This window comes from Nonomuraea sp. NPDC049625 (genome assembly GCF_040675285.1).
In the GTDB taxonomy this organism is placed as follows: domain Bacteria; phylum Actinomycetota; class Actinomycetes; order Streptosporangiales; family Streptosporangiaceae; genus Nonomuraea; species Nonomuraea angiospora_A.
Genome location: NZ_JBFAOQ010000039.1, coordinates 1 through 21337, shown reverse-complemented (window position 1 = coordinate 21337; position 21337 = coordinate 1). Strand labels below are relative to the sequence as shown.

The window sequence follows — 21337 nt, the reverse complement described above, 5'->3', positions numbered from 1 at the left end:
GTTCTCCAACCACGGTCCCTTATGTTCTGGGCATGCCCAACATCGGTTTAGTTGAGATCATCTTCGCGTTCCTCATCCCCCTGGCGGCTCTCTGGGTCGTCATCTACACGGCCGTACGGGCGGCGATCCGCCACAGCAAGTGACCAAGGCTGGTATTCGACGCATGACGACCTCGCCCGGACAGGGTGACCTGATCGACGACATCCAGGTCCGGCTGGAGAGCTGCGGATGGCAGGCCGAAAGCGGCCAAGGATGGCGCTGGGTCGACCACACGTACCGGAACGACGACGCCACGCTCCGGATCAGGTATCTGCCGGACACCAGCGCGATCCGATTCGATTTCGAATCCGAGGAGCACCTGGCTCGGCTGTCCATCTCCTTCCAGGACTCCCCGGACCGGATTCTCGATCTGATCACCCGCGATCAGTCGTCACTGTCCGAGGTGACCTGGCGGGCCTTCGTCGCTTCGCTGATCGAGCTGTCTCCCCGGGTCCTCTCGCCGGCCGACGAGGACGGCGACGACGAGGTGATCAGCGACCCGGACGAGGGTGCGGCCGCGCTGCGCGAGATCGAGTGGGAGTGAGGAGCCGGCACCTTGCCGAGAGGGTGCGGGGACCGGGCGTACGACGATGGACTGGCTCAGCGGGCGGTGAACGCGACCGCCGCGACCTCGGCGTGGTCGGGGGTGGCCTTGAGGCCGACCGGGCCGTTGGGCGCGGGGAACGGCGATCCGGGCACGGGAACCGGCCAGTAGGCGCGGCCGCTCACCCATTTGACTTCAAGCACACTTGAAGTCGTTGACTGGCGATCATGCAGACAGCAGGCACATCTCTCAAGCAACGCGTGATCAGGTACTTGGTGCGCCAGGCGCACCACCCCCGGGGCATCGTCGGGTGGGCGAACGGCCAGATGTTCGCTCATCGCCCCTCCAACCGGCAGCGCAACATCTGGGCGGTGTCGTTGCTGGACGTGCGGCCCACCGACCGGGTGCTCGAGATCGGCTTCGGCCCCGGCATCGCCATCGCCGAGTTCGCCCGGCGCGCCACCCGGGGCCACGTCTTCGGCGTCGACCACTCGCAGGCCATGGTCCGGCAGGCCACCCGTCGCAACGCCGCCGCCGTCCGCGCTCACCGCGTGCACCTCACGCACGCCTCCGTGGAGCAACTGCCGAGCTTCGGCGAGCCGCTCGACGCCATCCTCGCCGTCAACTCCGTGGGGTTCTGGCCCGACCCGGTGGAACGGCTGAGCGAGCTGCGCCGCCTGCTCCGCCCCGGAGGACGCATCGCGCTCGTCAGCCAGCCCCGCTGCCCCGGTGCCACCCGGGACACCACCGTCCGGGCCGCCCAAGAGCTCCAGGACCTGCTCACCCAGGCCGGCTTCACCCATCTGCGGGTCGAGACCCTCGAACTCGACCCGCCCGTTGCCTGCGTGCTGGCCGACAACCCGCCCTCTTAGGTGAGCGGAAGCTGACCCGGCACTTTCCTGCGGCGTACGGCGATCGCCGCCCCGAGGGCGATGGCCGCATAGCCGCAGGTCACGGCCAGCCCTGCCCACGGCGGGAGCGGGTAGTAGCCCCCGATCAGCGACGGGTCCACGTCCACATGCGCGAACGTGGGGACGCTCTGCGTGATCGCGAACCCGGCGGCAGGGGTGATCATCAGCAGCCATGGCGCCAGGCCCGCGGTCGCCAGCAGGTAGGGCACGACGACCAGCGCGACGGCCAGCCCGATGGCGACGACACCCCGCTTGACCAACGCCGCGAGGCCCAGCGCCAGCACGGCGGCGGCCGCGGTCAGGGCCGCGAAGCCGACGATCACCCGCAACTCGGTCGCCAGGGTGAGCGGCTGGATCGGGTTCTGATTGGCGCGCAACATCGCCAGGCCGACGGGGATCACGACCCCTGAGGCCACCAGCCCCGTCACGAACGCGACCGCGCCGACCACCACGGCCTTGGCCGCCAGCAGCCGCGCCGGATGAGGGGCGGCCGGCGGGCCGGTCCTGATCAGCCCGCGCCGGTGTTCCGCCGTGAAGAAGGTGACCGCCCCCACGAGCACCGGGATCAACCCCACGGCCCCGCCGATCAGCATGAGGTCGGCGCGCAGGCCGCCCTCCATCGTGGCGGGCCCGATGTCACCGCCCCCGGTCACGATGAGCTTGTCGCCGGACTCGACGACCCCGCCCGGGTGATGCGGGGTCTTGCCGTCGGACTCCATCGAGACGCCGACGTCGTCGCGGCGCCACGAACCGTTCGCACCCTCCAGCGTGATCTGGTCGAAGGTGGCGGTGGCCTGGGCGAAGGCCTTCGCCATGCTCCACAAGGCGCCTGGTGAGGTGGCGAACATCCCGATCTCGACCGTCTCCGGCAGCCCGGTCAGCTTGACCGTGCTGACCTCGGTCCAGGCCTTGCCGTCGTCCGACTCGTAGCCGGTGACGGTGTCGCCCGACCTGGTCAGCCGCAGCCACTGGGGGCCGTTGTGCGGACCGCCGGGCACGTCGTGGGTGAAGTTGTACTGCATCCGCACGCCGTGATCGCCGGTGAGCATGACGGCGGCGTACGGTGTGCCCTCCTTGAGGCTCTGCCTGACGAGGAGCCCGGCCTTCGCCCACGGCACCACTCCTTCTTTGACGTTGCGCACCCCGGGTACGGCGTCCGGCAGCCGGATCTGCCCGGTCATGTCCGACACGCGGGCGGTGATGCTGCCGTTCCCCTTGAGCGGCTGGTGCACGAAGTAGTACTTGTCCTTCACCGCCGTGCCGTCGGGTCCCACCAGCGGCGCGGGGCAGGGACCCTCCCCCTTCCCGGTCACGCAGGTGGTGCGGGCGCCCCCGGCGATCAGCAGCCCGAGCGACACGGTGACCAGTACGGAGGCCGCCATGGCGAGCGCCCAGCCGCGCGCGGTGCGGAACTTGGTCCACTCCGCGCGCAGCAACGGCGGGAAACGGTCCTGGCCGGATCGGTGGGGCGTGAATGAACTCATGCCGACGGTTGTACGCGGCACCCGGTTCCAGCAGGGTCGCAGCCGCTGCGACCTGGCTGGAACCGGGCATCTGGCATCGTTGACCCATGGCACCTCGACCCGGCGGCCGGTCCGGCCGCTCAGCCCGCACGACGACCGGCGGTGAACGGCGGTGAGGGTCCTCGTCGTCGAGGACTTCGAGGTCCTCGCCCGCTCCATCGGAACCGGGCTGCGCCGCGAGGGCATGGCCGTCGACGTCGTCCTGGACGGAATCGCGGCCCTCGACCGCCTGGCCGTCACCCGTTACGACGTGGTGATCCTCGACCGGGACCTGCCCGGCGTCCACGGGGACGAGATCTGCCGGCGACTGGCCCACGGCCGCTGTGAGACCCGCGTACTGATGCTCACCGCCTCCGGCACGATCGAGGACCGCGTGGACGGGCTCAGTCTCGGCGCCGACGACTACCTGCCCAAGCCGTTCGCGTTCGCCGAACTGGTCGCCCGCGTCCGTGCCCTGGCCCGCCGCGCCACCCCGCCGCTGCCGCCCACCCTGGCCTGCGGGGACATCACCCTCGATCCGGCCCGCCGTATCGCGTTCCGGGCCGGGCGGCGCCTGGAGCTGAGCCCCAGGGAGTTCGCCCTGCTCGAATGCCTGCTCGCCGTGCCCGGCGTGGTCATCTCCGCCGAGGAGCTGCTCGAACGCGTCTGGGACGAGGCCGCCGACCCCTTCAGCAGCGCCGTCAAGCACACCATGCACCGGTTGCGGGCCAAGCTCGGCGACCCGCCCGTGATCGAGACCATCCGCGAAGGCGGCTACCGCATCGGATCGTCATGACCTCCCCGCAACTCGCCAGAAGGTCCTTGCAGACGCGGCTCGCGCTGGCTTACGCGGCGGGCATCTACGCCGCAGGGGTCTTCGTGCTCATCTTCGTCGACGTCCCGCTCGCCGGCATCCACGCGGCCAAACCTGTAGGTCAACCCTCCACAGGCGCGAGCATCGAAACCGGGTCCGGGATCAGCCTGCCCCAGCTCCTCATGGGATCCGCCGTCGCCCTGGTCATTCTCATTCCCGTCGCCCTGGCTCTCGGCTGGTACGTCGCCGGCCGGTTCCTGCATCCGCTGCGCGCCATCACCTCCACCGCCAAGGTCATCTCCGCCGGAGACCTCCACCGGCGCCTCGACCTCGGCGAGCCCACGGACGAGCTGACCGAGCTCGGCCACACCCTCGACGACCTGTTCGCCCGCCTGCAGGCGTCCTTCGACGCCCAACGGCACTTCGTCGCGAACGCCTCCCACGAACTGCGCACCCCCCTCGCCGGCCTGCGTACCCTCCTCGAAGTCGCCCTCGCCGACCCCGACGCCGACGCCGACACCCTGCGCTCGGCCTGCCAGGAGGCCCTGGCTCTCGGCGGACACCAGGAGCGGCTCGTCCAGGCGCTGCTCGCGCTGGCCACCAGCGAGCGCGGCGTCACCCGCTGGGACACTTTCGACCTCGCCCACGTCGTCGAAGGAGTGCTCGCCTCCCGCCGCGACCAGGCAGCCGAGACGGGCATCGACCTCGCCGAACACCTGACGCCCGCGGTGACGGCCGGGGACCCGAGACTGATCGAAAGCCTCGTCGCCAACCTCATCGACAACGCCATCCGCCACAACCACGCGGACGGGCAGGTGAAGGTCACCACGCAGACCTCCGGCACGCAGGTGGCCCTGACGGTCACCAACAGCGGGCCGGTCATCCCCGACGACCAGATCCAGCGCCTCTTCCAACCCTTCCAGAAACTGGCGCCCGATCGAAACGGTCGCCACGATGGCTACGGTCTCGGCCTCGCCATCGTCAATGCCGTCACCCGAGCCCACCACGCCACCCTCACCACCCGCGCACGCCCCGAAGGCGGCCTGGCCATCACCGTGCGGTTCGCTAAGCCCAGTTGGTGACGCGGCGCAGGACGTACTCGACCGGTCCGTAGCGGTGCGTACGCAGCCAGCGCGCGCTCAGCCAGAGCAGGACCGTGTAGATCGCCAGGGCCACGCCCATCACGGCGAGCGGCGACAGTTTGCCCGCCAGCGCCAGGCCGTACCCGGTGAAGACCAGGCAGCACAGCACCGACTGCCCGACGTAGTTGGAGGCCGCCACCCGCCCGGCGGGGGACAGCGCGCGCCCGGCGGCGGGGAAACGCCGGATCACCCGCAGCAGGGTCACCACGTACGCGGCGGCCAGCAGGATCGAGGTCACTGTGGACACCGCCATGCCGGCCAGCTCCCACGTGCCTCCCGCACTGGCCGTCAGCGCGAGCAGGATCCCGCCGGGAAGGCCGAGGCCGAAGCCGATCCACTGGACGCGCGGCGCGAGATGCCACCACCGCTCGGTCTCCTCCAGCAGCCTGGACCTGCCCGCCGCCAGCCCGAACAGGAACATGGCCAGCGCCATCGGCCCCTGGAAGATCCAGACCATCGCGACGAGCGGCGGGTAGAGCTCCAGTTGCAGGGTCAGCACGTCGAGCGGGCTGCCGGTGGCCAGGGCCAGCGTGTGGGCCGCCGCCGCGGTGTCGGCCACCGGAGCCTGGCCCGCCGTCGGGTCGAGGGTGGACAGCCACGCCAGCCCGGTCCACAGCAGGGCCAGCACGCCGACGATGACCGATCCGGTCACGACGGCGGTCTTCGGCCTGATGTCACGCAGCGCGAGCAGGAGCAGGCCGAGCATGGCGTACAGGGTGAGGATGTCCCCGATCCACAGCAGGATCCCGTGTGCCAGGCCGATCACGAACAGGCCCAGGCACCTGCGCAGCGTCCTGGCCCGCACGCTCGCGCCCGCCCGCTCCGCCGAGCGCATCTGCAGCGTGAACGAGTAGCCGAACAGGAACGAGAAGATGATGTAGAACTTGGTCAGCACGAGGGCGGTGATGACCGTGGCCACGGGCCCGTCGGGGATGGGCATGGTGCCGTTGACCGCGTAACCGGGGTCGGCGAAGAAGCCGATGTTGGCCACCAGGATGCCCGCGAGCGCGAAACCGCGCACCACGTCGATCTCGTGGACCCGGCCGGCGAGCGGCGTGCTCACTTGTGTCATGGACCTGAAGCTACGGACGGCGTGCCTGCCAGGGCATCCGACCTTGGTCTGCCTCCGGGCGACTAAAGCAGCACGGGTCCCGCTCTCCGTCTCAGGGGTGGTCCGGGATGCGCACCGTGAGCAGGGCGACGTCGTCGTCGTTGTCCGCGGGGCGGACGCGGTCGATGAGTACGTCGCCCAGCGAGGCGACGGGCCGCTGGGCCATCGAGGCGGCGTACCGGCTCAACCGGGACATCCCCTCGTCCAGCGTCCGGGTCGGGGACTCGATCAGGCCGTCGGTGTAGAGCACCAGCGTGGAGCGGGCCGGCAGGTCGGCGGTGGCGTCGACGCGGACGGTGGGGATACCGGTGCCCAGGAGCAGGTCCTGGCCCTCCTCCAGGAAGCGGGTCCGCCCGTCCCGCTCCACCAGCAGCGGCGGCGGGTGGCCCGCGTTGGTCCAGCGCAGCCGCCATCCGCCGTCGTCGCGGCGCTCCAGCCGGGCGAGGACGGCGGTGGCCATCGTGGTCTCGGCCATGCGGGCCACCGCCTGGTCGAGCCGGTCCACGATGACGCTGGGCGGATCCTGGCCCGCGCCGGCGTAGGCGCGCAGCATGTTGCAGACCTGCGCCATGCCGGCGGCGGCGTCCAGGTCGTGGCCGACCACGTCGCCGATCACCAGGGCGGTGGCGCCGTCGGGCAGGACGAAGGAGTCGTACCAGTCGCCTCCGACCTGCGAGGCGCGGGGCGCGGGCCGGTAGGAGGCGCTCATCTCCAGCCCGGGCACCGACGGCAGCTTGGGGAGCAGGTGGCGCTGCATGGTCTCGGCGACCCGCCGCTGCCGCTCGTACAGGCGGGCGTTGTCCAGCGCCAGGCCCGCCCGGCGGGCGATGTCCTCCACCAGCAGCAGGTCGGCGGTCGTGAACGCCGCCGGCTGCCCGGAACGCCCCAGCGTCAGGGCCCCGACCACGTCCCGCACGCCGCGGATCGGCGCGATGCACGCCGAGTGCATGCCCGTCACCCGGAACAGCTCCTGCTGGGCGACCGCGATGCCCGAGTCGGGAAGCCCCTGGTAGGTCTCCGGGCCCACGAGCGTGGCGGTGACTCCGCGCAGCGCCCGCGACAGGGGCATCGGCGACTCCTGGGGAACGGGCGGCATCGGCCCCTCCAGGTCGTCCCGGTACGTCAGGAGACCGCCCTCGAAGTGGGCGACGGCGGCGCGCGACACCCCGCTCTCCTCGGTGAGCAGGTCGATCACCGCCCAGTCCGCCAGCAGCGGCAGGACCAGGCGTACGAGCTGGCGCAGCGTCTCGTCCACGTCCAGGCTGGCGGTGAGCGTCGTGGTCGTCTCCGCGAGCAGGGCCAGCCGGTCGAGCTGCGACATCGAGGCCGTGGCGCCGGCCGTCTCGTACGGGGCCGGCGCGGGCGACTCGTGGAAGAGCACCAGCGCTCCCGTCCTGCCCTCGTCGAGCCGGCAGGGGGTGACCATCCAGGAGACCCGCATCAGCACGCCGTCGCCGCGTTCGAACCATTCCCCTTCGCCCTGCGCGCTGCCGCCCACGATGAGGGGCTGCCGCATCGCGCACCGGCTGCGCGGCAGGGGCTCGCCGTACTTGCCCCGGTGCAGCAGGTCGTGCGCGTCCCGGCCCAGCAGCTCCTCGACGGGGCGGCCCAGCAGCCGTTCGGCCTGGGCGGTGACCTCCACGATCCGACCGCGGTCGTCCACCACGTACGCCCCCGCGTCGGAGAGGTCGGGCAGGCGGCACAGCCGCATGCCGTGGGCCGTCCACGATGCCCCGGTATCGCCGGCCGACACGTTCATGGACGGCGCTCCTTCCCTGGTACCGGTGACCTGCTTCGTCACAGGCAGCCTAGAGGAACGCGGCATATGCCCCAGCAAAGTCGTCACGCGCCGTCGGGCCCCGGGCATGGGCCGGCCCCGGTCGACGGACGACCGGGGCCGGGTGCGCCGGACGTCAGTCGGCGCAGATCGCGAAGACGCTGATGCCGACGTCGTTGTAGCCGTCCTGACGGCCGATGCCGATCCAGCCGCGGCCGTCATCGGTGGGGAAGGACCCGACCAGGATCGCCCTGTTGCCGCGGGCCTCGGCGCCACCGCCGAGAACCCTCTTGTTGCCGGGGCAGAAGAGCGTGCGGCGCTGGAAGTTGGGGACGTTGGCGTTGGGGAGGGTGACGAGCTGGTAGCCGGATGGGAGAGCCGACAGGTGGGCGGCCGCCTGGACCGGTGCGGACGCCTGGCTGGCGGCGGCGGTCGTCGTCAGACACGCCCCCGCCGCGATGACGGTGAGGGGGAGGGTCAGGAACCACTTCGACTGCATCGTTCTCCTTCTGTCCTGTCCCCAGACGGCCACGACTCCGGGCAGCGCGCGGCACGCCGGCGATTGCGCACACTGAGAGTGGTGGTCTGATCACGGGGGGCAAAGGTGCTGACACGATGAGTATCGGTGCTATTACTTAGCGTGTCCATACGTATCTGTGTTCGGGTGCGGCGCCAGCCCTTTGACCGCCGCCTGAAAGAACGCCCCAACCTGGGACAGTGACCAGACCGATGAGGTGGGCGCGGCGGCGTTCGAGCGGGTGGCGGCGTCCCTGGGGGACGGACCGCCACCCGGCTCCCGCGATCAGCCGCTGTAGGAGATCCAGCCGTATTCGTACTGCGTCCAGCCGTTCTCGTCCCCGCTGTGCCTGCGGCCGGTCATCACCTGGTTGGTGCCGCCCATGGAGGCGTGGTTGTTCTCCCTGACCCAGCCCTCCAGTTGCCTGGGGGTGATCTGCACCGCCTTGCCCTGCCAGAACAGCGCACCGTGGTAGTAGATGGTGTCGCCGTTCTCGTCCCCGTCGTGCCGGATCCCGATGATGGCCTCGTTCGCCGGGGTTTTGTAATCGTGCTGGTTCTCATCCGTCTTGGTGCCCCAGATGTCCCACCTGAGCACCGTGACCTGGACGTTGTCGATGTAGATGCGGCCGCAGGAGAACGTGGTGTCGCCGTTCTCGTCGCCGCGGTGCCCGCGGCCGATCAGCACTTCGTTCGTCGGGCAGTTGAACTTGCTGTTCGACTGTTTCAGGGTCGAGACCTGCCCGGGACGGATCTCGATCGTGGCGGCCGCGGCGGGGCCGGCGGGGACCAAGGTGAGGGCGGCGACGGCCGTCGCCGCCAGCGCGGCCGGCAGAGCCTTCTTGAGCATGTCGTGTCCTTTGAGGAGAGCCTGCGGTAAGCGGAGTCCATGATCGCCGTCACGATGTCGACCGTCGTCCGCCTGCAGGGTGAGCGCAGGTCCGCCTGTACGGTGATCCACCCGCAGTTCCCCGCGAGGGGCCTCCACCGAACGTCTCAGTCGTCGTGGGCGATGAGCATGAGCTGCCGCCACAGCAGCACCACGAACACCGCGGAACCAGCGAAGGCGAACCAGAAAGGCGCCGCGACGCCGAAGCGGGTGGCCAGGACGCCGCCGATCAGCGAGCCGACCACCAGACCGGCGTAGACGCAGATGGCATTGACGCTGCCCACCCGGCCCTGGAGTTCGCGCGGGACCGCGCGCTGGCGGACGGTGACCGAGGTCGTGCCCCAGATGAACGCGTGCGCGCCGAAGGCCAGGAAGATACCCCCGGCGACCCACGGCGAATGGGTCAGGGCCAGGCCCAGGTGGGTGAACGTCTCGATGATGAGTCCGATCCGCATCAGGGCGCCGAGGCTCACCTTGCGGGTGATGGCTCCGTACAGGCCGGTGCCGATCAAGCCGCCGATCCCGCCGATGGTGGTCATCAGGCCGAAGCCGATGGCGCCGAGGCCGAGCTGCTCCTGGGTGTAGAGGACGAGAACCGACCAGGCGGCGCCGAACGTGAAGTTGAAGATCAGGATGGTGAGCGCCAGCGTGCGGACCGCCGCGTGCTGGATGGTCCAGGTGAATCCGGCGATGAGCTCCCGTACGGTGTTGGGCCTGGGATCGTCGGCCTGCCGGCCGTGCGGTGGCAACGTGATCCGGGAGACCAGCACGATCCCCGCCACCACCAGGAGCAGCTGGCTCGCGAACGGCCAGGTCAGGCCGAGGCCGAACAGTGCCGCGCCGATCGGCGGCCCGGCGAGCTGGTTGAGCGTGATGAATCCCGTGCCCAGGCGGGCGTTGGCGATGACGAGATCGTCCTTGCCGACCATCATGGGTGTCAGCGTGGCCGTCGCGTTGTCGGCGAACACCTCGGCGATCGACCGGAGCGTGAGCGCGACCAGCGCCGTCGCCACGGTCACGGTGCCGGTCACCATGAGCGCGACGAGCGCCGCCAGCACCACGGCGCGCACCGCGTTCGCGACGAGGACGATCCTGCGCCGGTTGTACCGATCCGACAGCACGCCCGCGTACAGGCTGAACATCAGCGGCGGCGCCCAGCCCACCAGGGCCGACAGCGAAATCATCAGCGGGTCGCGGGTCAACGTCGCGATCAGCAGTGGGCCCGCGGCGGCCGCGACTCCGTCACCGAGATTTGTCAGCCAGCTCGAGGCCAGCAACCATCGGAATCCTGTCCCCAGCCGGGCAGGCAGTACTCGCTCAACCACTGTGATCACGAGCGCAAAACCATACGTTGCGAGGGTATTCGCGGCAACGCGTTTTCGCGTCTACGCGCTGCGTGTGGGGTCACCCGCGCCCGGCGGTGTTCGGACACATCCGGTTGCGTCCCTGATGTCACTCGGCGCGCATGCGCCCGACCTCTGACTGGAAGACCCCCTCCGTCCTGTCCAGGAAGTCGGCGATCAGCTCCAGTTGCTCGTCGGTGTAGCCGTCCATTGCGCCGCGCCACGCCCGTACGAACGGGGCGAACACCGGGCCGATCACCTGCGCGGCCTCCTGGGTCTGGAGCGTCACCACGACCTTGCGGCGGTCGACGCGGTCGCGCTCGCGCCGTACGTACCCCACCGCCTCGAGCCTGTCGATCACCCCGGTGACGGACGCGGTCGTGATGCCCGCGCGCCTGGCCAGCTCGCTCGCCGTCAGCGGGCCGTCGCTGAGCAGGTTGAGGCAGTGCAGGTCGGTGGTGTTGACGCCGATCCGCTCCGCGGCGCCCTGGCTCATCGCCACCGACAGCGCGTTGGTACGGCGCAGCGCGTCGAGCAGCTGGGCCACGAGCTCGGCGCGCCTTGACATCGCCATCCAAACTCCTTAGCGTTCCAAGTGTTTAGGAAAACTAGAGATATGGTTCTCTAGTGACTAGCCTACCGGAAGGATGGCACGATGAAGGATGTCATCAAGCGCTTCTACGACGAGGTGCTCAACGCCGGTGACCTCGACGCCGCCGACGAGATCGTCGGCCCCGGCTTCGCGCCCCGGGGCGGCGGGGTCGCCGGCCCCGAAGCGCTCAAACAGGTCGCCCGCTACCTCCGCTCGGCCCTGCCCGACCTGCGCTTCGACATCGAGGACCTGATCGCCGAAGGCGACCGGGTGGCCACCCGGTGGACGTTACGGGGCACGCACGAGGGGGACTTCTTCGGTTTCCCGCCCACCGGCAAGCCGCTGGAGGTGCGCGCCTGCGTCATCTTCCGCATGGAGAACGGCAAGGTGGCCGAGATCTGGCCGGTCATCGACTCCAGCTCCCTCGCGGCCGCGAGGCGATGACGTTCTCCGACGGGCGGTCCGGCGCCTGACCGATCATGAACCCAGCGTGCGCTCCACCACATGGAACCGAGCTTCCGTCGCACCGCGGACTGGTCGGCCGCCGAGGACCTCACCTCCGCGGTGTTCCTGGAGGCGTGGCGGCGGCGCGGCGAGGTGCGGATCAGCCACGAAAGCAGGAGGGCCCCGAGGGCGGCATCGGCGGCTGATCCAGCTGCTCCCTCGGCTCACCGTCGAACCGCAGGTACGCAACCTCCCGCCCGCCGCACCACGGTCGCGATCATCGCGCATGCCCGCCGACGGCGGCCAGCGCCGCGCGGCAGCGGTCGAGCAACCTCTCGTCCTCGGTGACCTGTGCGGTGCTGTAACCGTCCTCGCGCGCGTTGTGCCGGCGTACGCGATCCAGTTCGGCGGTCAGCAGCGGGGCCGAGTCCGCCGCGACCGGGCCCAACTCGGCCCAGAGCACGGCGACCTTGCGCCGGGTGTGGACGTTCGTCGTCCACACCCGTTCCAGCACCGGCAGCGCCGGGGCCGGGTCGCCGGTGATCCGCCACAGCGCGTGGGCGGCCGAGAGCACGAGCCAGCCGTACGGGTCCTTGCGGCGGGCCAACCGGCGCAGCCGCGTGCCCTGGGACTTTGTGGCCTGACCCAGTTCGGCCAGGAGGCCGGCCGCGTCGCGCCAGGCGTAGTCGCTGTCGTCGTCGAGACACCGGCCCGCGACCGCGAGGGCCGCGTCTGCGGAGCCGTCGACCTGCCACAAGGCCCGGGCGGCCGGCACCGCGAGCCCGAGGTCCGCTGCGGCGGCGGCCCGGCGGAGGACCGGCAGGCATTCCCCGGCATCGGGAGCGATCGCCGCGAGCGCCACGAGCACGGCCGCGGTGATGGGGCCGCCGAGCAGGTCGGGCAGGGCTTCGGCGGCGGCCGGGCCGATCGCGGCGAGCGCGCGGACGACGCTGTCGCGACGGTGATCGTGCGGGTCGTCGGCGGGCAGGTCGCGCAGGCGGCGCAGGAGCAGCGGCATCAGCGGCGCCGCGCGGGGCCCGAACCTGATCACAAGCTCGCCGGCGTCGCTCGGCATCGGCTCGCGATCGAGCGCCCAGGCCAGCATCGGCAGCGCACGCGGGTCACCCGCCCCGCTGAGAGCCCGCAGCGCCGGCGAGACGGTGGGCAGTTCGCGCGACCATTCGATCACCCACGGCAGGTGCGCGTCCGCCTCGGTGTGCGGCAGGGCCCGCCGGCTCGTGGACTCCAGAGCCGCCGCCAGGGCGTCCGCGGCGGGAGCGGTCAGGTCATCCAGATGCTCCAGTACGCCGACCGCCCGCGCTCGCGTGCGCGGGTGCCCATCGCCGATCCGCTCGCCGACCAGACCGATCAGCTCACGGTAGTCACCGCGCCAGCCGTCGACGAGATTGCCCGCCGAGGTCAGGGCGTCCAGGTGACGCTCCCAGTCCTGGGAGCGCAGCAGGCCCGTCAGGAGACGTACCCGCTCGTCCACGCGGTCGCCGAAGGACGCGCTCAGGCCGCGCACGAGTGCGTTTGCTCCGGGGGCCCGCCGGCCTTCGTCGCCCTGTTCGCGTAACCGGCGTACGGCACCGATGAGGGTGCCGGTCTCGAAACCGGCGGGCGCGGTGACTGCCGTGCCTGATCCGTACACGGCCGAGAGCATCTCCAACGCGTCGTCGACCACGGCCACCGGCGGCTCGTCCGGCGCGCCGGGCAACGAGGTGAGCTCGGCCAGCGCCACCAGCCGGAGCGGCAGGTCGGGCTCCGCCGCGACGATCCCCGCCAGCCACCCGCGCAGCGCGGGGTCGACGCCTTCCTCGAACCGCGCCAGCGTGCCGGCGGTACGCACGATCGCGCGCCGTACCTCCTCGTCGGTCTCCTCCGCCAGGCGCCCGGGCAGCCGCGTCAGCGCCGCCCGCCGCCGGCGCGTGCAGGCGGGCAGCACCTCGAGCACCGCCCCGCGCACCCGCGGATCCGCGTCCTCCAACAACCGCTCCCACAGCGGGTACGCCGCCTCGACCGCCTCGTTGGCCTTCCGGTACAGCCCGGAAAGTTCGGTGGGATCCTCCGCCGAACCCATGCTGGCCAGCAGTTCCACGACACCGGGCCGGCCTGGGAGGTCCGGGCGCTCGGCGATGCGCAACAGGAACGGGATCGCCGCGACCGTGCACGGATAGACGTCGCCCTGATGGTGCACCGCGCCGTAGATGCCGTCGAGCGCGCTCTCGCGGACGGCGGGGTCGGGGTCGACCAGGTCACGCAGCAGGCCCGGAACCTCGGCGGCGGACCCATAGGCGTGGCGCATGCGCCCCCAGCGAATCTCGTCCAAGCCGGCGAACAGGTCATCCTCGACTGTCATGGGCAGACATCTTGCCAAAAGGTACGGGCCGCGGGCTCCCGCAAGGCCTGCTCGTGGGCATCTGAGCGGCGGCAGCGGGCGCACACGCCGCCGGTGATGGCCTGGCATGCCTTTTCCGGTGGTGTGGGCTATGGTCGGCCGTATGACGGGACCGTGGAGAACACCACAAGGGTCCATCGCGCTCGTCGGCGTGATGGCCCTGGTCCTGCTGTCCCTGGTGTCGCTGATGCTGACCAGCGCTTCGGGCAGAGCGAGCGGCGATCCCGTCGTCGTGCAGGGGTCGGCCTCCGGCCCGGCGTGGAGCCTGGGCGGAGGGGACGCCGACCTGTCCAGCCTGCCGCCGCAGGCGAGCGGCGTCCGCGAGCACCACGTACTGTCGCTGTGGCCGCCGATGCGCGGCCAACGCCACGGCGAGCTCGCCCATCTGGCGCTGCTGCCGTCACCGGGCTCGATCGTGGACACGTTCCGCGATCCTCAACAGCTGGCGCACCGCACCGCGGGATCGCGCAGCCCGCCGCTCACCTAGCCGACGTCTTCCCCGTTCGGCTCTGCGGCCACGCGCGCCGCGGAGTCTGACCGCGCGCCCGCGCCGTCTGTCGGCGCCGGGTCTCTGCGTGCCGTTGCGCCTGGAGACGTCTGATGACCGTCCCTGTGGCAGGAGAAGTGACAGGGCCACCTGTCCCATGCCGCCTTTTCTCTCGACGTCAGCTAGGAGCTGATCATCGTCATGCCGTTTGTTGGATCTCTGTGGCTGGAGCGCTTGCGCGAGCCCGGCCCGATGGCACGTGGGAGCGCGGGATGAGCCCGATGCGGCGCCTGGTGGCGCTCGACCTGGGCACCGCGCGTACTCGATCGCTGAGCGGGCACGCCATCGCCGACCGGCCGTCGGCGATCATGAGGCGAGCTTCCGGCGTGGCGGATGTGGTGCGGCCCATCCGGCACGGCATGGTGGCCGACCCCGGCGCCTGCGTCCGGCTGGTGCGCCTGGTGTTGCAGGACACCCGGCTCTACGACGGCCGGCCGCCGGCGCGAGTCCTGGCCGGGGTGCCGATCGCGGCGTCGCCGGGCGATCGCCGGGCCGTCCACGCCGCGGTATCCGAGATCGCCGGGTGCGAGGTGACGCTGGTGGAGGAGCCGCTGGCCGCCGCCGTCGGCGTCGGCCTGGACGTCCTCGATCCCCAGCCCTGCCTGGTGCTGGACGTCGGGGCGGGCATCGTCGAGGTCGCGGCCATCGGTGCCGGGGCCGCCGTCGACGCGGCCTCTCTCCAGCTCGGCGCCACCACCGCCGAGGGGCTGCCGCCGTACGCGCTGGAAAGCGTCGTCGAGATGACGGCGGGCCTGCTACGCCGCCTGCCGGCCGCGTCGCGCTCCCGGGGCCTGGTGGTCACCGGCGGCGGCGCTCATCAGGAGCTGCTGCTGAGCCGCCTGCGCACCGCGCTGCGGCTGCGGATCAGCGTGGCACCCCAGCCGCAGCACGCCACCATCCGCGGCCTGATGCGCCTGTGCCTGCAGCCGGCCCTGGCCGAAGGCCTCGGCCTGCGCGCCCGCTGACGTATTCCGTTCGCAGAAAGGACCTTCCATCATGACCGACAACCACGAGACCTCACACCTCAGCAGCGTGCAGCTCCAGTCGCTGCGCCAGGACCTGCAGCAGCAGCTGGAGCAGCGCAGGCGGCACCTGGACGGGCTGCGGGTGCAGGAGCAGGAAGGCAGCGGCGCCGACGGCACGTGGCAGGAGCTGGTCATCTCGATCACCGCCGCCGAGCGCGCCGTCGCCGAGCTGTCCCAGGCCTACGACAGGCTGGTGGCCGGCACCTACGGCCGCTGCGCGCGCTGCCAGGCGGCCATCCCGTTCGAACGGCTCAAGGTCCGGCCGCTGGCCCGCAACTGCATCGACTGCCAGCGGCGGCACGAGGCCGCCTGACACCGCGGAAGGGAGCGGGGCAGCCCGCTCCCTTCCACCGACCCGGAGTTGAACATGATCACATTGGACCGCCTGGTGAACGTGCTCGGCGGGTACGGCGTGCGGCTGTGCGGCAACCCCGAGGCGCGCTCGGCCTGGCTGCGCAGCGTGGCGATGCCCGATGCCACCGACCGCCACGCCGCCGGCGACCTGCTCCTGGCCGTCGGCACCACCTCGATCGCCGAGGCCGTGGAGTGGGCCGCCGCGTCCCGAGCCACAGCGGTCCTGGTCCGCCCCGCCGAAAGCGGCGCGGACGTCGAGCGGGACGCCGCCGCGCTCGGCGACCGGCACGGGGTGGCCGTCCTGCTGGCCGACCCCGCCGTCTCGTGGAGCCAGCTCGCCGGCGTGGTGTACGGGCTGGTGCTGGAGAGCCGTGAGACCGCCTCCGGACGCGGCCCGACCGACCTGTTCGCCCTGGCCGACAGCCTGGCCGACGTCATCGGCGGGGCGGTGACCATCGAGGACCGGCACTCGCGGGTGCTGGCCTACTCCCGTTCCCAGCAGGCAGGCGACCCGGCCCGGTTGGAGACCATCCTCGCCCGGCGCGTTCCCGACCGGCTGCGCGAGCTGTTCCAGGAGCAGGGGGTGTTCGCCCGGCTGGCTGCGACGGACGAGCCGGTGTTCGTCCCCGCCGATGCCGGGCACGGCCTGACCGGGCGGATGGCCGTGGCGGCGCGGGCCGGCCGCGAGCTGCTCGGTTGGGTGTGGGTGACCTGCGAGCGCCCGCTGACCGGCGCCCATCTCCGCGCGCTGGCGGACGGCGCCCGCACCGTCGCGCTGCACCTGCTGCGTTCCCGGGCCAGCGCCGACCTGGAGCGGCAGGTGGAGTCGGACCTGGTCATCCGGCTGCTGGAGGGCAGCTCCGACGCCGAGACGGTGATCAGCCGGCTGGGCCTGGCGCCGCAGCCGATGCGGGTCATCGCCGTCCGCGCGCACACCGCCGATCGGCACGCCGCGCTGCTGCTGGCCTTCGAGCAGGCGACCACCGGATTCGGCTGGTCCAGGCCCGGCCGCAGCGCGCTGCTCGGCGACACGCTCTACACCATCATGCCGACCGAGCAGGCCGACGCGGCCCGGCAGTGGATCATCGCCCTCCACCGCGAACTGCCCGCTCAGATGCACGTCGCGGCCGGGATCAGCGCGCCCGCCGAGGTCGCGGAGCTGCCCGCCGCCCGCCAGGAAGCCGACGAGTGCCTGGCGCTGCACGAGAGCGCCAGGCCCGGCGCCGTCCCGCCCGCCTACGACGAGTCCTGGGACGACATTCTGCTGCGGCGGCTGCGCGCGGCGGCGCGTACCGGCCGGACTCCGGCCCGCGGGCCGGTGAGCACGCTGCTGCGGCACGACACCCGTCACGGTACGGGCTTCGTGGCCACGCTGCGGGCCTGGCTGATGAGCCAGGGCGACCTGGCCCTGGCCGCCGAGCAGCTTGGAGTCCATCCCAACACCGTGCGCAACCGGCTGCGCAAGATGGACGGGCTCGTTCCCCTGGACCTGAACGACGGTCGCAAGCGCCTCGCCATGATCATCATGTTGGCCGCCGTGGAGGACGAGCCCCGTCACTGACACGTTGTACCGGATCGACAACGGCGGCGCCGCGATTGTCGCCCGCCCACAACGCCGCAGGTCGCCGCCAGGGCCATGCTGACTGGGACACCCCGTCATTCGTCCCGTTGGAGGTTGGGCATGGTCGGCAACTGGCCGAGATCGGTGATCGTGGTGGGCGCGGGCATCGTGGGCCTGTCGACCGCCTGGTTCCTGCAGGAACGCGGCGTCCAGGTCGACGTGGTGGACCGCGGGGGAGTGGCGGCCGGCGCCTCCTGGGGCAACGCCGGATGGATCGCCCCCGGCCTGGCCATCCCGCTGAACGAGCCCGCCGTCCTGCGCTACGGCCTGCGCTCGCTGCTGAACCCGGCCGCGCCGCTGCACGTGCCCGCGAGCCTCGACCCGGGCCTGTGGCGGTTCCTGGCCGGGTTCGCCGCCAACAGCCACTGGCGGTCCTGGACCCGCGCCGCGCGGGCCAACGTGCCGCTCAACGACGAATGCATCGAGGCCTACGAGGTGCTCGCCGCCGACGGCGTGTCCGCCCCGGTCGTCGCGGCGCCGATCACGGCCGCGTTCCGTACGCCACGCCAGGCCCAGGGGCTGCTGCGCGAGCTGCGCAGGCTCCAGGCGGTCGGGCAGCGGGTCGATCACACCGTGCTGGACGGCGACCGGCTCAGCGAGCACGTCCCGCTCGCCGGCGACGCGCTCAGGGCAGGGGTACGGATCGACGGCCAGCGCTACGTCGACCCGGGCGCTTTCGTGCACGCTCTGGGCAAGGCCGTCATGCGACGCGGCGCGACCGTGTACGCGGTCGAGGTCGACGAGGTGCGTACCGATGACAGGAAGGTGGTCGTCCGCACGGCCAAGGGCACCGTCCTGTCCGCCGACGCGGTGGTGCTCGCCACCGGCGCGTGGCTGCCCCGGCTGGCCCGGGAGTGGGGCGTGCGCGTCCCGGTGCGGGCGGGCCGCGGTTACTCCTTCACCGTGCCGGTCGACCATCCCGTCCCCGGTCCCGTCTACCTGCCCGACGTACGTGTGGCGTGCACGCCGTACCAGGGCCGGCTGCGGGTGGCGGGCACCATGGAGTTCCGGGACCCGGACGCCCCGCAGGTGCCCGCCCGGCTGGAGGCCATCATCGCCTCCGCCCGTCCGCTGCTGCGGGGTGTGCGCTGGGAGGAGCGGACCGACCTCTGGGTGGGGCCCCGCCCCGTCACTTCGGACGGACGGCCGCTCATCGGCGCGACGGTGGCTCCCACCGTCTACGTGGCGGGCGGGCACGGCATGTGGGGCATGGCCCACGGCCCGATCACGGGACGGCTGCTGGCCGAACAGATCACCACCGGCAAGCAGCCCGCCGCCCTGGCCGACTTCGACCCCCTCCGCTGACCCACGGCAGCGCCGCCGAGCCTGACGGAGACGTACCCCAGGAGCCGCGTGAGACAGCTATTGCATAGGAAGCTTTCCTATTTAATACTGCGATCAACGCAGCGTATCGCGGCGCGCGATGCTCCATCGCGCTCCTGCTGCACGTGACGCCCTGTCCCACCGGCTCGGCGACTTACTGCCCGGAGGTCCTCGTGGTTCGTCGTGTCCCTGCCCTCCTCACCGTCATGCTCGCCGCGCTCGGCGCGCTGTCCATCTCCGCCGCGCCGGCGCAGGCGGCAGACGTGGAGGTGACCTACAGCCCGATCTCGCTCGGCGACTACTGCTCCGCCAGGGTCAATTCCTCCTCCACCATCGGCTTCTACAACGGCGGCCTGAGCTGCTACCGCTGGAGCAGCGGCGGCTCCGGCATGACCTACACCGGCAGCGGAAGCGCCTCCGCCGCGTGCGCGTACTTCAACCCCACCTACACCTACCTCGGCTCTGCCCAGGGCGCCAGCCAGGCGCTGATCTGCAGGTACTCGGTCTGACCTAAGCCGATGCCGCCGCGCGGGCGAGGTTCGTCCGCGCGGTCGTCGTCGCAGCGAGGGCTTTCGTCGTGCACGGCCAGGACGTCCATCGTCGTCCCCGTCGCCGCTGACGGTCGCGCCGCTGAAAGGGTGAGTCGTCAGGAGGTGCGAGCGTCGTAGTTCTCGCGGTTTGCGAGGACCTCGGCCATGTGCGTCTGCGCCCAGTTTCTGAGCCCGCGCGTCATGTGGTGGAGCGAGAGGCCGAGGTCGGTCAGCTCGTAGGAGACGGTGACAGGGACGGTTGGCGTCACGGTACGGGTGAGCAGGCCATCGTGTTCCAGCGACCGTAGCGTCTGGGTCAGCATCTTCTGGCTGACCCCGGCCAGAAGCCGAGAGATCTCGGAGTAACGCATCGCCTTCGGAGCGTCCGCGTGTGCCGCACCGGGCCGGCGAGGGCTGTTGTCGCCGCCCAGCGCGCACAGGATCAGGACGACCCACTTGTCCGAGATCCGGTCGAGCAGCTGCCGGCTGGGGCACTCTGCCAGGAACGCGTTGTACTCCACCTTGGCCTGAGCCCTCTTCTGGGCCGCCTTCATCGTCGTCACTGATCGCACCTCTCACCGATGGGTGGGTTACGCACTCCAAAGTGCCTACTTCCTGACAGGAAGTTTCTCTCCAATGCTGATGCAGGGAGGCAGAAGGCGCCACCCCCAAGTGCACGACGAAAGGCAACAAGATGAGCACGCTCTCCCTCTCTCTTCCCGGCGGCACTTGGACTCTGAGTGACCTGACCGTCACCCGGTTCGGCTACGGCGCCATGCAACTGGCCGGCCCGTGGGTCATGGGGCCGCCCGCCGATCGCGACGGTGCCCTGGCCGTTCTGCGCGAAGCGGTCGACCTCGGTATCACTCACATCGACACCAGCGACGCCTACGGGCCGCGCGTCACCAACGAGTTGATCCGCGAGGCACTGCACCCCTATCCCGAGTCGCTGCACATCGTGACCAAGGTGGGCGCGACCCGCGACGAACAGGGTGGCTGGCCTCCGGCCCGGCGACCCGAAGATCTGCGCCGCCAGGTCCACGACAACCTCAAGTCCCTCCGGCTCGACGTGCTCGACCTGGTCAACCTCCGGCTCGGCAACGCCGAAGGTCCCCAGTCCGGCTCGCTCGCCGAGGCGTTCGAGACGCTCGTCGAACTCCAGCGGCAGGGCCTGATCCGCCACCTCGGGGTCAGCAACGCCACCGCGGAGCAGGTCACCGAGGCACAGAGCATCGCGCCGATCGTGTGCGTGCAGAACATGTACAACCTCGCCCACCGCCACGACGACAAGCTCATCGACCGGCTCGCCACCGACGGCGTCGCGTACGTGCCCTTCTTCCCCCTCGGGGGCTTCACCCCGCTTCAGTCCTCGGCCCTCTCGGCGGTCGCCGCTCGACTGGAGGCGACACCGATGTCCGTCGCACTGGCCTGGCTGCTGCAGCGATCACCGAACATCCTGCTCATCCCCGGCACGTCATCCACGGCACACCTGCGCGAGAACATCGCCGGCGCGGGACTCTCCCTCTCTCAGGATGACTTGACCGAGCTGGACGACATCAGCCGCTGAATGCCCCAGAGCTGAACGGCCCACAAGCCACGACCGAAGCCACGATTCAAGTTCCCGGCCCCGGTCACCTTTGCGCGACCGGGGCCGAAGCAGGACGATTCGCCCTCGCCTGGATGACTTCAGATCATCAACCGTCGGGGAGCGGCGGTGGCAGGCGTCCTGAGCGCGTTGAGCCGGATCATCACGCTCGGCCGGACACTGAACAAGTGAGCCAAACCGGCGGCTTGGATTGCGAAGAGCCGTTTTGCCCTAACCTGCGGCTTTCACGGCGAATTTGAGCCGGCCTGATCGTTCACATAAGAAAAGTGCCCTTGAGCTGGGAGGATCGGACTTGTCTAAGGCCCCGTC

The 21337-nt window shown here is 71.1% G+C and carries 22 protein-coding genes; 12 read left to right on the top strand and 10 right to left on the bottom strand.

All coding sequences use genetic code 11. From position 1 onward, the window contains the following. The first annotated feature begins 163 nt into the window (after positions 1-163). Entirely contained in the window at positions 164-583 is a 420-nt protein-coding gene (locus AB0J87_RS63125) for a hypothetical protein (protein ID WP_363985488.1), read from the top strand. A 56-nt stretch (positions 584-639) separates the two neighbouring features. On the opposite strand, the gene AB0J87_RS63120 is transcribed toward AB0J87_RS63125, so the two are convergent. Further along, positions 640-786, bottom strand: a complete 147-nt coding sequence (locus tag AB0J87_RS63120) for a hypothetical protein (protein ID WP_363985486.1) — start codon at positions 784-786, stop codon at positions 640-642. Positions 787-843: 57 nt separating this feature from the next. Here AB0J87_RS63120 and AB0J87_RS63115 point away from each other — a divergent pair, with 57 nt between their 5' ends. After that, on the top strand, positions 844-1455 hold the full coding sequence (locus AB0J87_RS63115; RefSeq protein WP_363985484.1) for a methyltransferase domain-containing protein: 612 nt from the start codon (positions 844-846) through the stop codon (positions 1453-1455). On the opposite strand, the gene AB0J87_RS63110 is transcribed toward AB0J87_RS63115, so the two are convergent. After that, a complete protein-coding gene (locus AB0J87_RS63110) occupies positions 1452-2978 on the bottom strand; it encodes a hypothetical protein (RefSeq protein WP_363985482.1) in 1527 nt (508 codons plus the stop codon). The genes AB0J87_RS63115 and AB0J87_RS63110 overlap by 4 nt on opposite strands. A 151-nt stretch (positions 2979-3129) precedes the next feature. Between AB0J87_RS63110 and AB0J87_RS63105 the strand changes: the two genes are divergently transcribed. Next, complete coding sequence (locus AB0J87_RS63105) at positions 3130-3792, top strand: response regulator transcription factor (RefSeq protein ID WP_350730873.1); 663 nt, start codon at positions 3130-3132, stop codon at positions 3790-3792. Further along, positions 3789-4892 carry a HAMP domain-containing sensor histidine kinase gene (locus AB0J87_RS63100; protein ID WP_363985480.1) on the top strand — a complete coding sequence of 368 codons (1104 nt, stop codon included), beginning with the start codon at positions 3789-3791 and terminating at the stop codon, positions 4890-4892. The genes AB0J87_RS63105 and AB0J87_RS63100 overlap by 4 nt, the downstream gene beginning before the upstream one ends. On the opposite strand, the gene AB0J87_RS63095 is transcribed toward AB0J87_RS63100, so the two are convergent. The 6 genes from AB0J87_RS63095 to AB0J87_RS63070 all read right to left on the bottom strand — a co-directional run bounded on the left by AB0J87_RS63095 (position 4876) and on the right by AB0J87_RS63070 (position 11162). After that, positions 4876-6024 carry a DUF418 domain-containing protein gene (locus AB0J87_RS63095; protein WP_363985478.1) on the bottom strand — a complete coding sequence of 383 codons (1149 nt, stop codon included), beginning with the start codon at positions 6022-6024 and terminating at the stop codon, positions 4876-4878. The genes AB0J87_RS63100 and AB0J87_RS63095 overlap by 17 nt on opposite strands. A 91-nt stretch (positions 6025-6115) precedes the next feature. Next, the gene (locus tag AB0J87_RS63090) at positions 6116-7822 is read right to left on the bottom strand and encodes a SpoIIE family protein phosphatase (protein WP_363985476.1); all 1707 of its coding nucleotides are present in this window, start codon (positions 7820-7822) and stop codon (positions 6116-6118) included. Positions 7823-7976: 154 nt separating this feature from the next. Continuing rightward, entirely contained in the window at positions 7977-8339 is a 363-nt protein-coding gene (locus AB0J87_RS63085) for a hypothetical protein (RefSeq protein ID WP_363985474.1), read from the bottom strand. A gap of 303 nt (positions 8340-8642) precedes the next feature. Continuing rightward, positions 8643-9206, bottom strand: a complete 564-nt coding sequence (locus AB0J87_RS63080; RefSeq protein ID WP_363985472.1) for a hypothetical protein — start codon at positions 9204-9206, stop codon at positions 8643-8645. Between the two features lie 146 nt (positions 9207-9352). Then, on the bottom strand, positions 9353-10522 hold the full coding sequence (locus AB0J87_RS63075) for an MFS transporter (protein WP_363985469.1): 1170 nt from the start codon (positions 10520-10522) through the stop codon (positions 9353-9355). Positions 10523-10697: 175 nt separating this feature from the next. Next, complete coding sequence (locus AB0J87_RS63070) at positions 10698-11162, bottom strand: MarR family transcriptional regulator (RefSeq protein ID WP_350730862.1); 465 nt, start codon at positions 11160-11162, stop codon at positions 10698-10700. An 81-nt stretch (positions 11163-11243) separates the two neighbouring features. Here AB0J87_RS63070 and AB0J87_RS63065 point away from each other — a divergent pair, with 81 nt between their 5' ends. Further along, positions 11244-11624, top strand: coding sequence for an ester cyclase (locus AB0J87_RS63065; RefSeq protein WP_363985467.1), 381 nt, complete (start codon positions 11244-11246; stop codon positions 11622-11624). A 277-nt stretch (positions 11625-11901) separates the two neighbouring features. Here the strand turns inward: AB0J87_RS63065 and AB0J87_RS63060 are convergent, their stop codons facing one another. Next, the gene (locus tag AB0J87_RS63060) at positions 11902-13983 is read right to left on the bottom strand and encodes a hypothetical protein (RefSeq protein ID WP_363985465.1); all 2082 of its coding nucleotides are present in this window, start codon (positions 13981-13983) and stop codon (positions 11902-11904) included. 142 nt (positions 13984-14125) lie between these two features. On the opposite strand from AB0J87_RS63060, the gene AB0J87_RS63055 reads away from it, so the two are divergent. From AB0J87_RS63055 to AB0J87_RS63030, 6 genes are all read left to right on the top strand, one after another. Further along, positions 14126-14509 carry a hypothetical protein gene (locus tag AB0J87_RS63055; protein WP_363985463.1) on the top strand — a complete coding sequence of 128 codons (384 nt, stop codon included), beginning with the start codon at positions 14126-14128 and terminating at the stop codon, positions 14507-14509. A 272-nt stretch (positions 14510-14781) separates the two neighbouring features. Further along, positions 14782-15534: a rod shape-determining protein gene (locus AB0J87_RS63050; RefSeq protein ID WP_363985461.1), complete on the top strand. Its 753-nt coding sequence runs from the start codon at positions 14782-14784 to the stop codon at positions 15532-15534. A gap of 31 nt (positions 15535-15565) precedes the next feature. Beyond that, complete coding sequence (locus tag AB0J87_RS63045) at positions 15566-15907, top strand: TraR/DksA C4-type zinc finger protein (RefSeq protein ID WP_363985459.1); 342 nt, start codon at positions 15566-15568, stop codon at positions 15905-15907. A gap of 54 nt (positions 15908-15961) precedes the next feature. Beyond that, the gene (locus tag AB0J87_RS63040; RefSeq protein WP_363985457.1) at positions 15962-17509 is read left to right on the top strand and encodes a helix-turn-helix domain-containing protein; all 1548 of its coding nucleotides are present in this window, start codon (positions 15962-15964) and stop codon (positions 17507-17509) included. Positions 17510-17629: 120 nt separating this feature from the next. Continuing rightward, positions 17630-18874 carry an FAD-dependent oxidoreductase gene (locus AB0J87_RS63035; protein ID WP_363985455.1) on the top strand — a complete coding sequence of 415 codons (1245 nt, stop codon included), beginning with the start codon at positions 17630-17632 and terminating at the stop codon, positions 18872-18874. 191 nt (positions 18875-19065) lie between these two features. Further along, on the top strand, positions 19066-19401 hold the full coding sequence (locus tag AB0J87_RS63030; RefSeq protein WP_363985453.1) for a hypothetical protein: 336 nt from the start codon (positions 19066-19068) through the stop codon (positions 19399-19401). A 137-nt stretch (positions 19402-19538) separates the two neighbouring features. On the opposite strand, the gene AB0J87_RS63025 is transcribed toward AB0J87_RS63030, so the two are convergent. Then, positions 19539-19985, bottom strand: coding sequence for a helix-turn-helix domain-containing protein (locus tag AB0J87_RS63025; RefSeq protein WP_355196781.1), 447 nt, complete (start codon positions 19983-19985; stop codon positions 19539-19541). 131 nt (positions 19986-20116) lie between these two features. Here AB0J87_RS63025 and AB0J87_RS63020 point away from each other — a divergent pair, with 131 nt between their 5' ends. Then, positions 20117-20989, top strand: coding sequence for an aldo/keto reductase family oxidoreductase (locus AB0J87_RS63020; RefSeq protein ID WP_363985450.1), 873 nt, complete (start codon positions 20117-20119; stop codon positions 20987-20989). Positions 20990-21337: the final 348 nt, after the last annotated feature.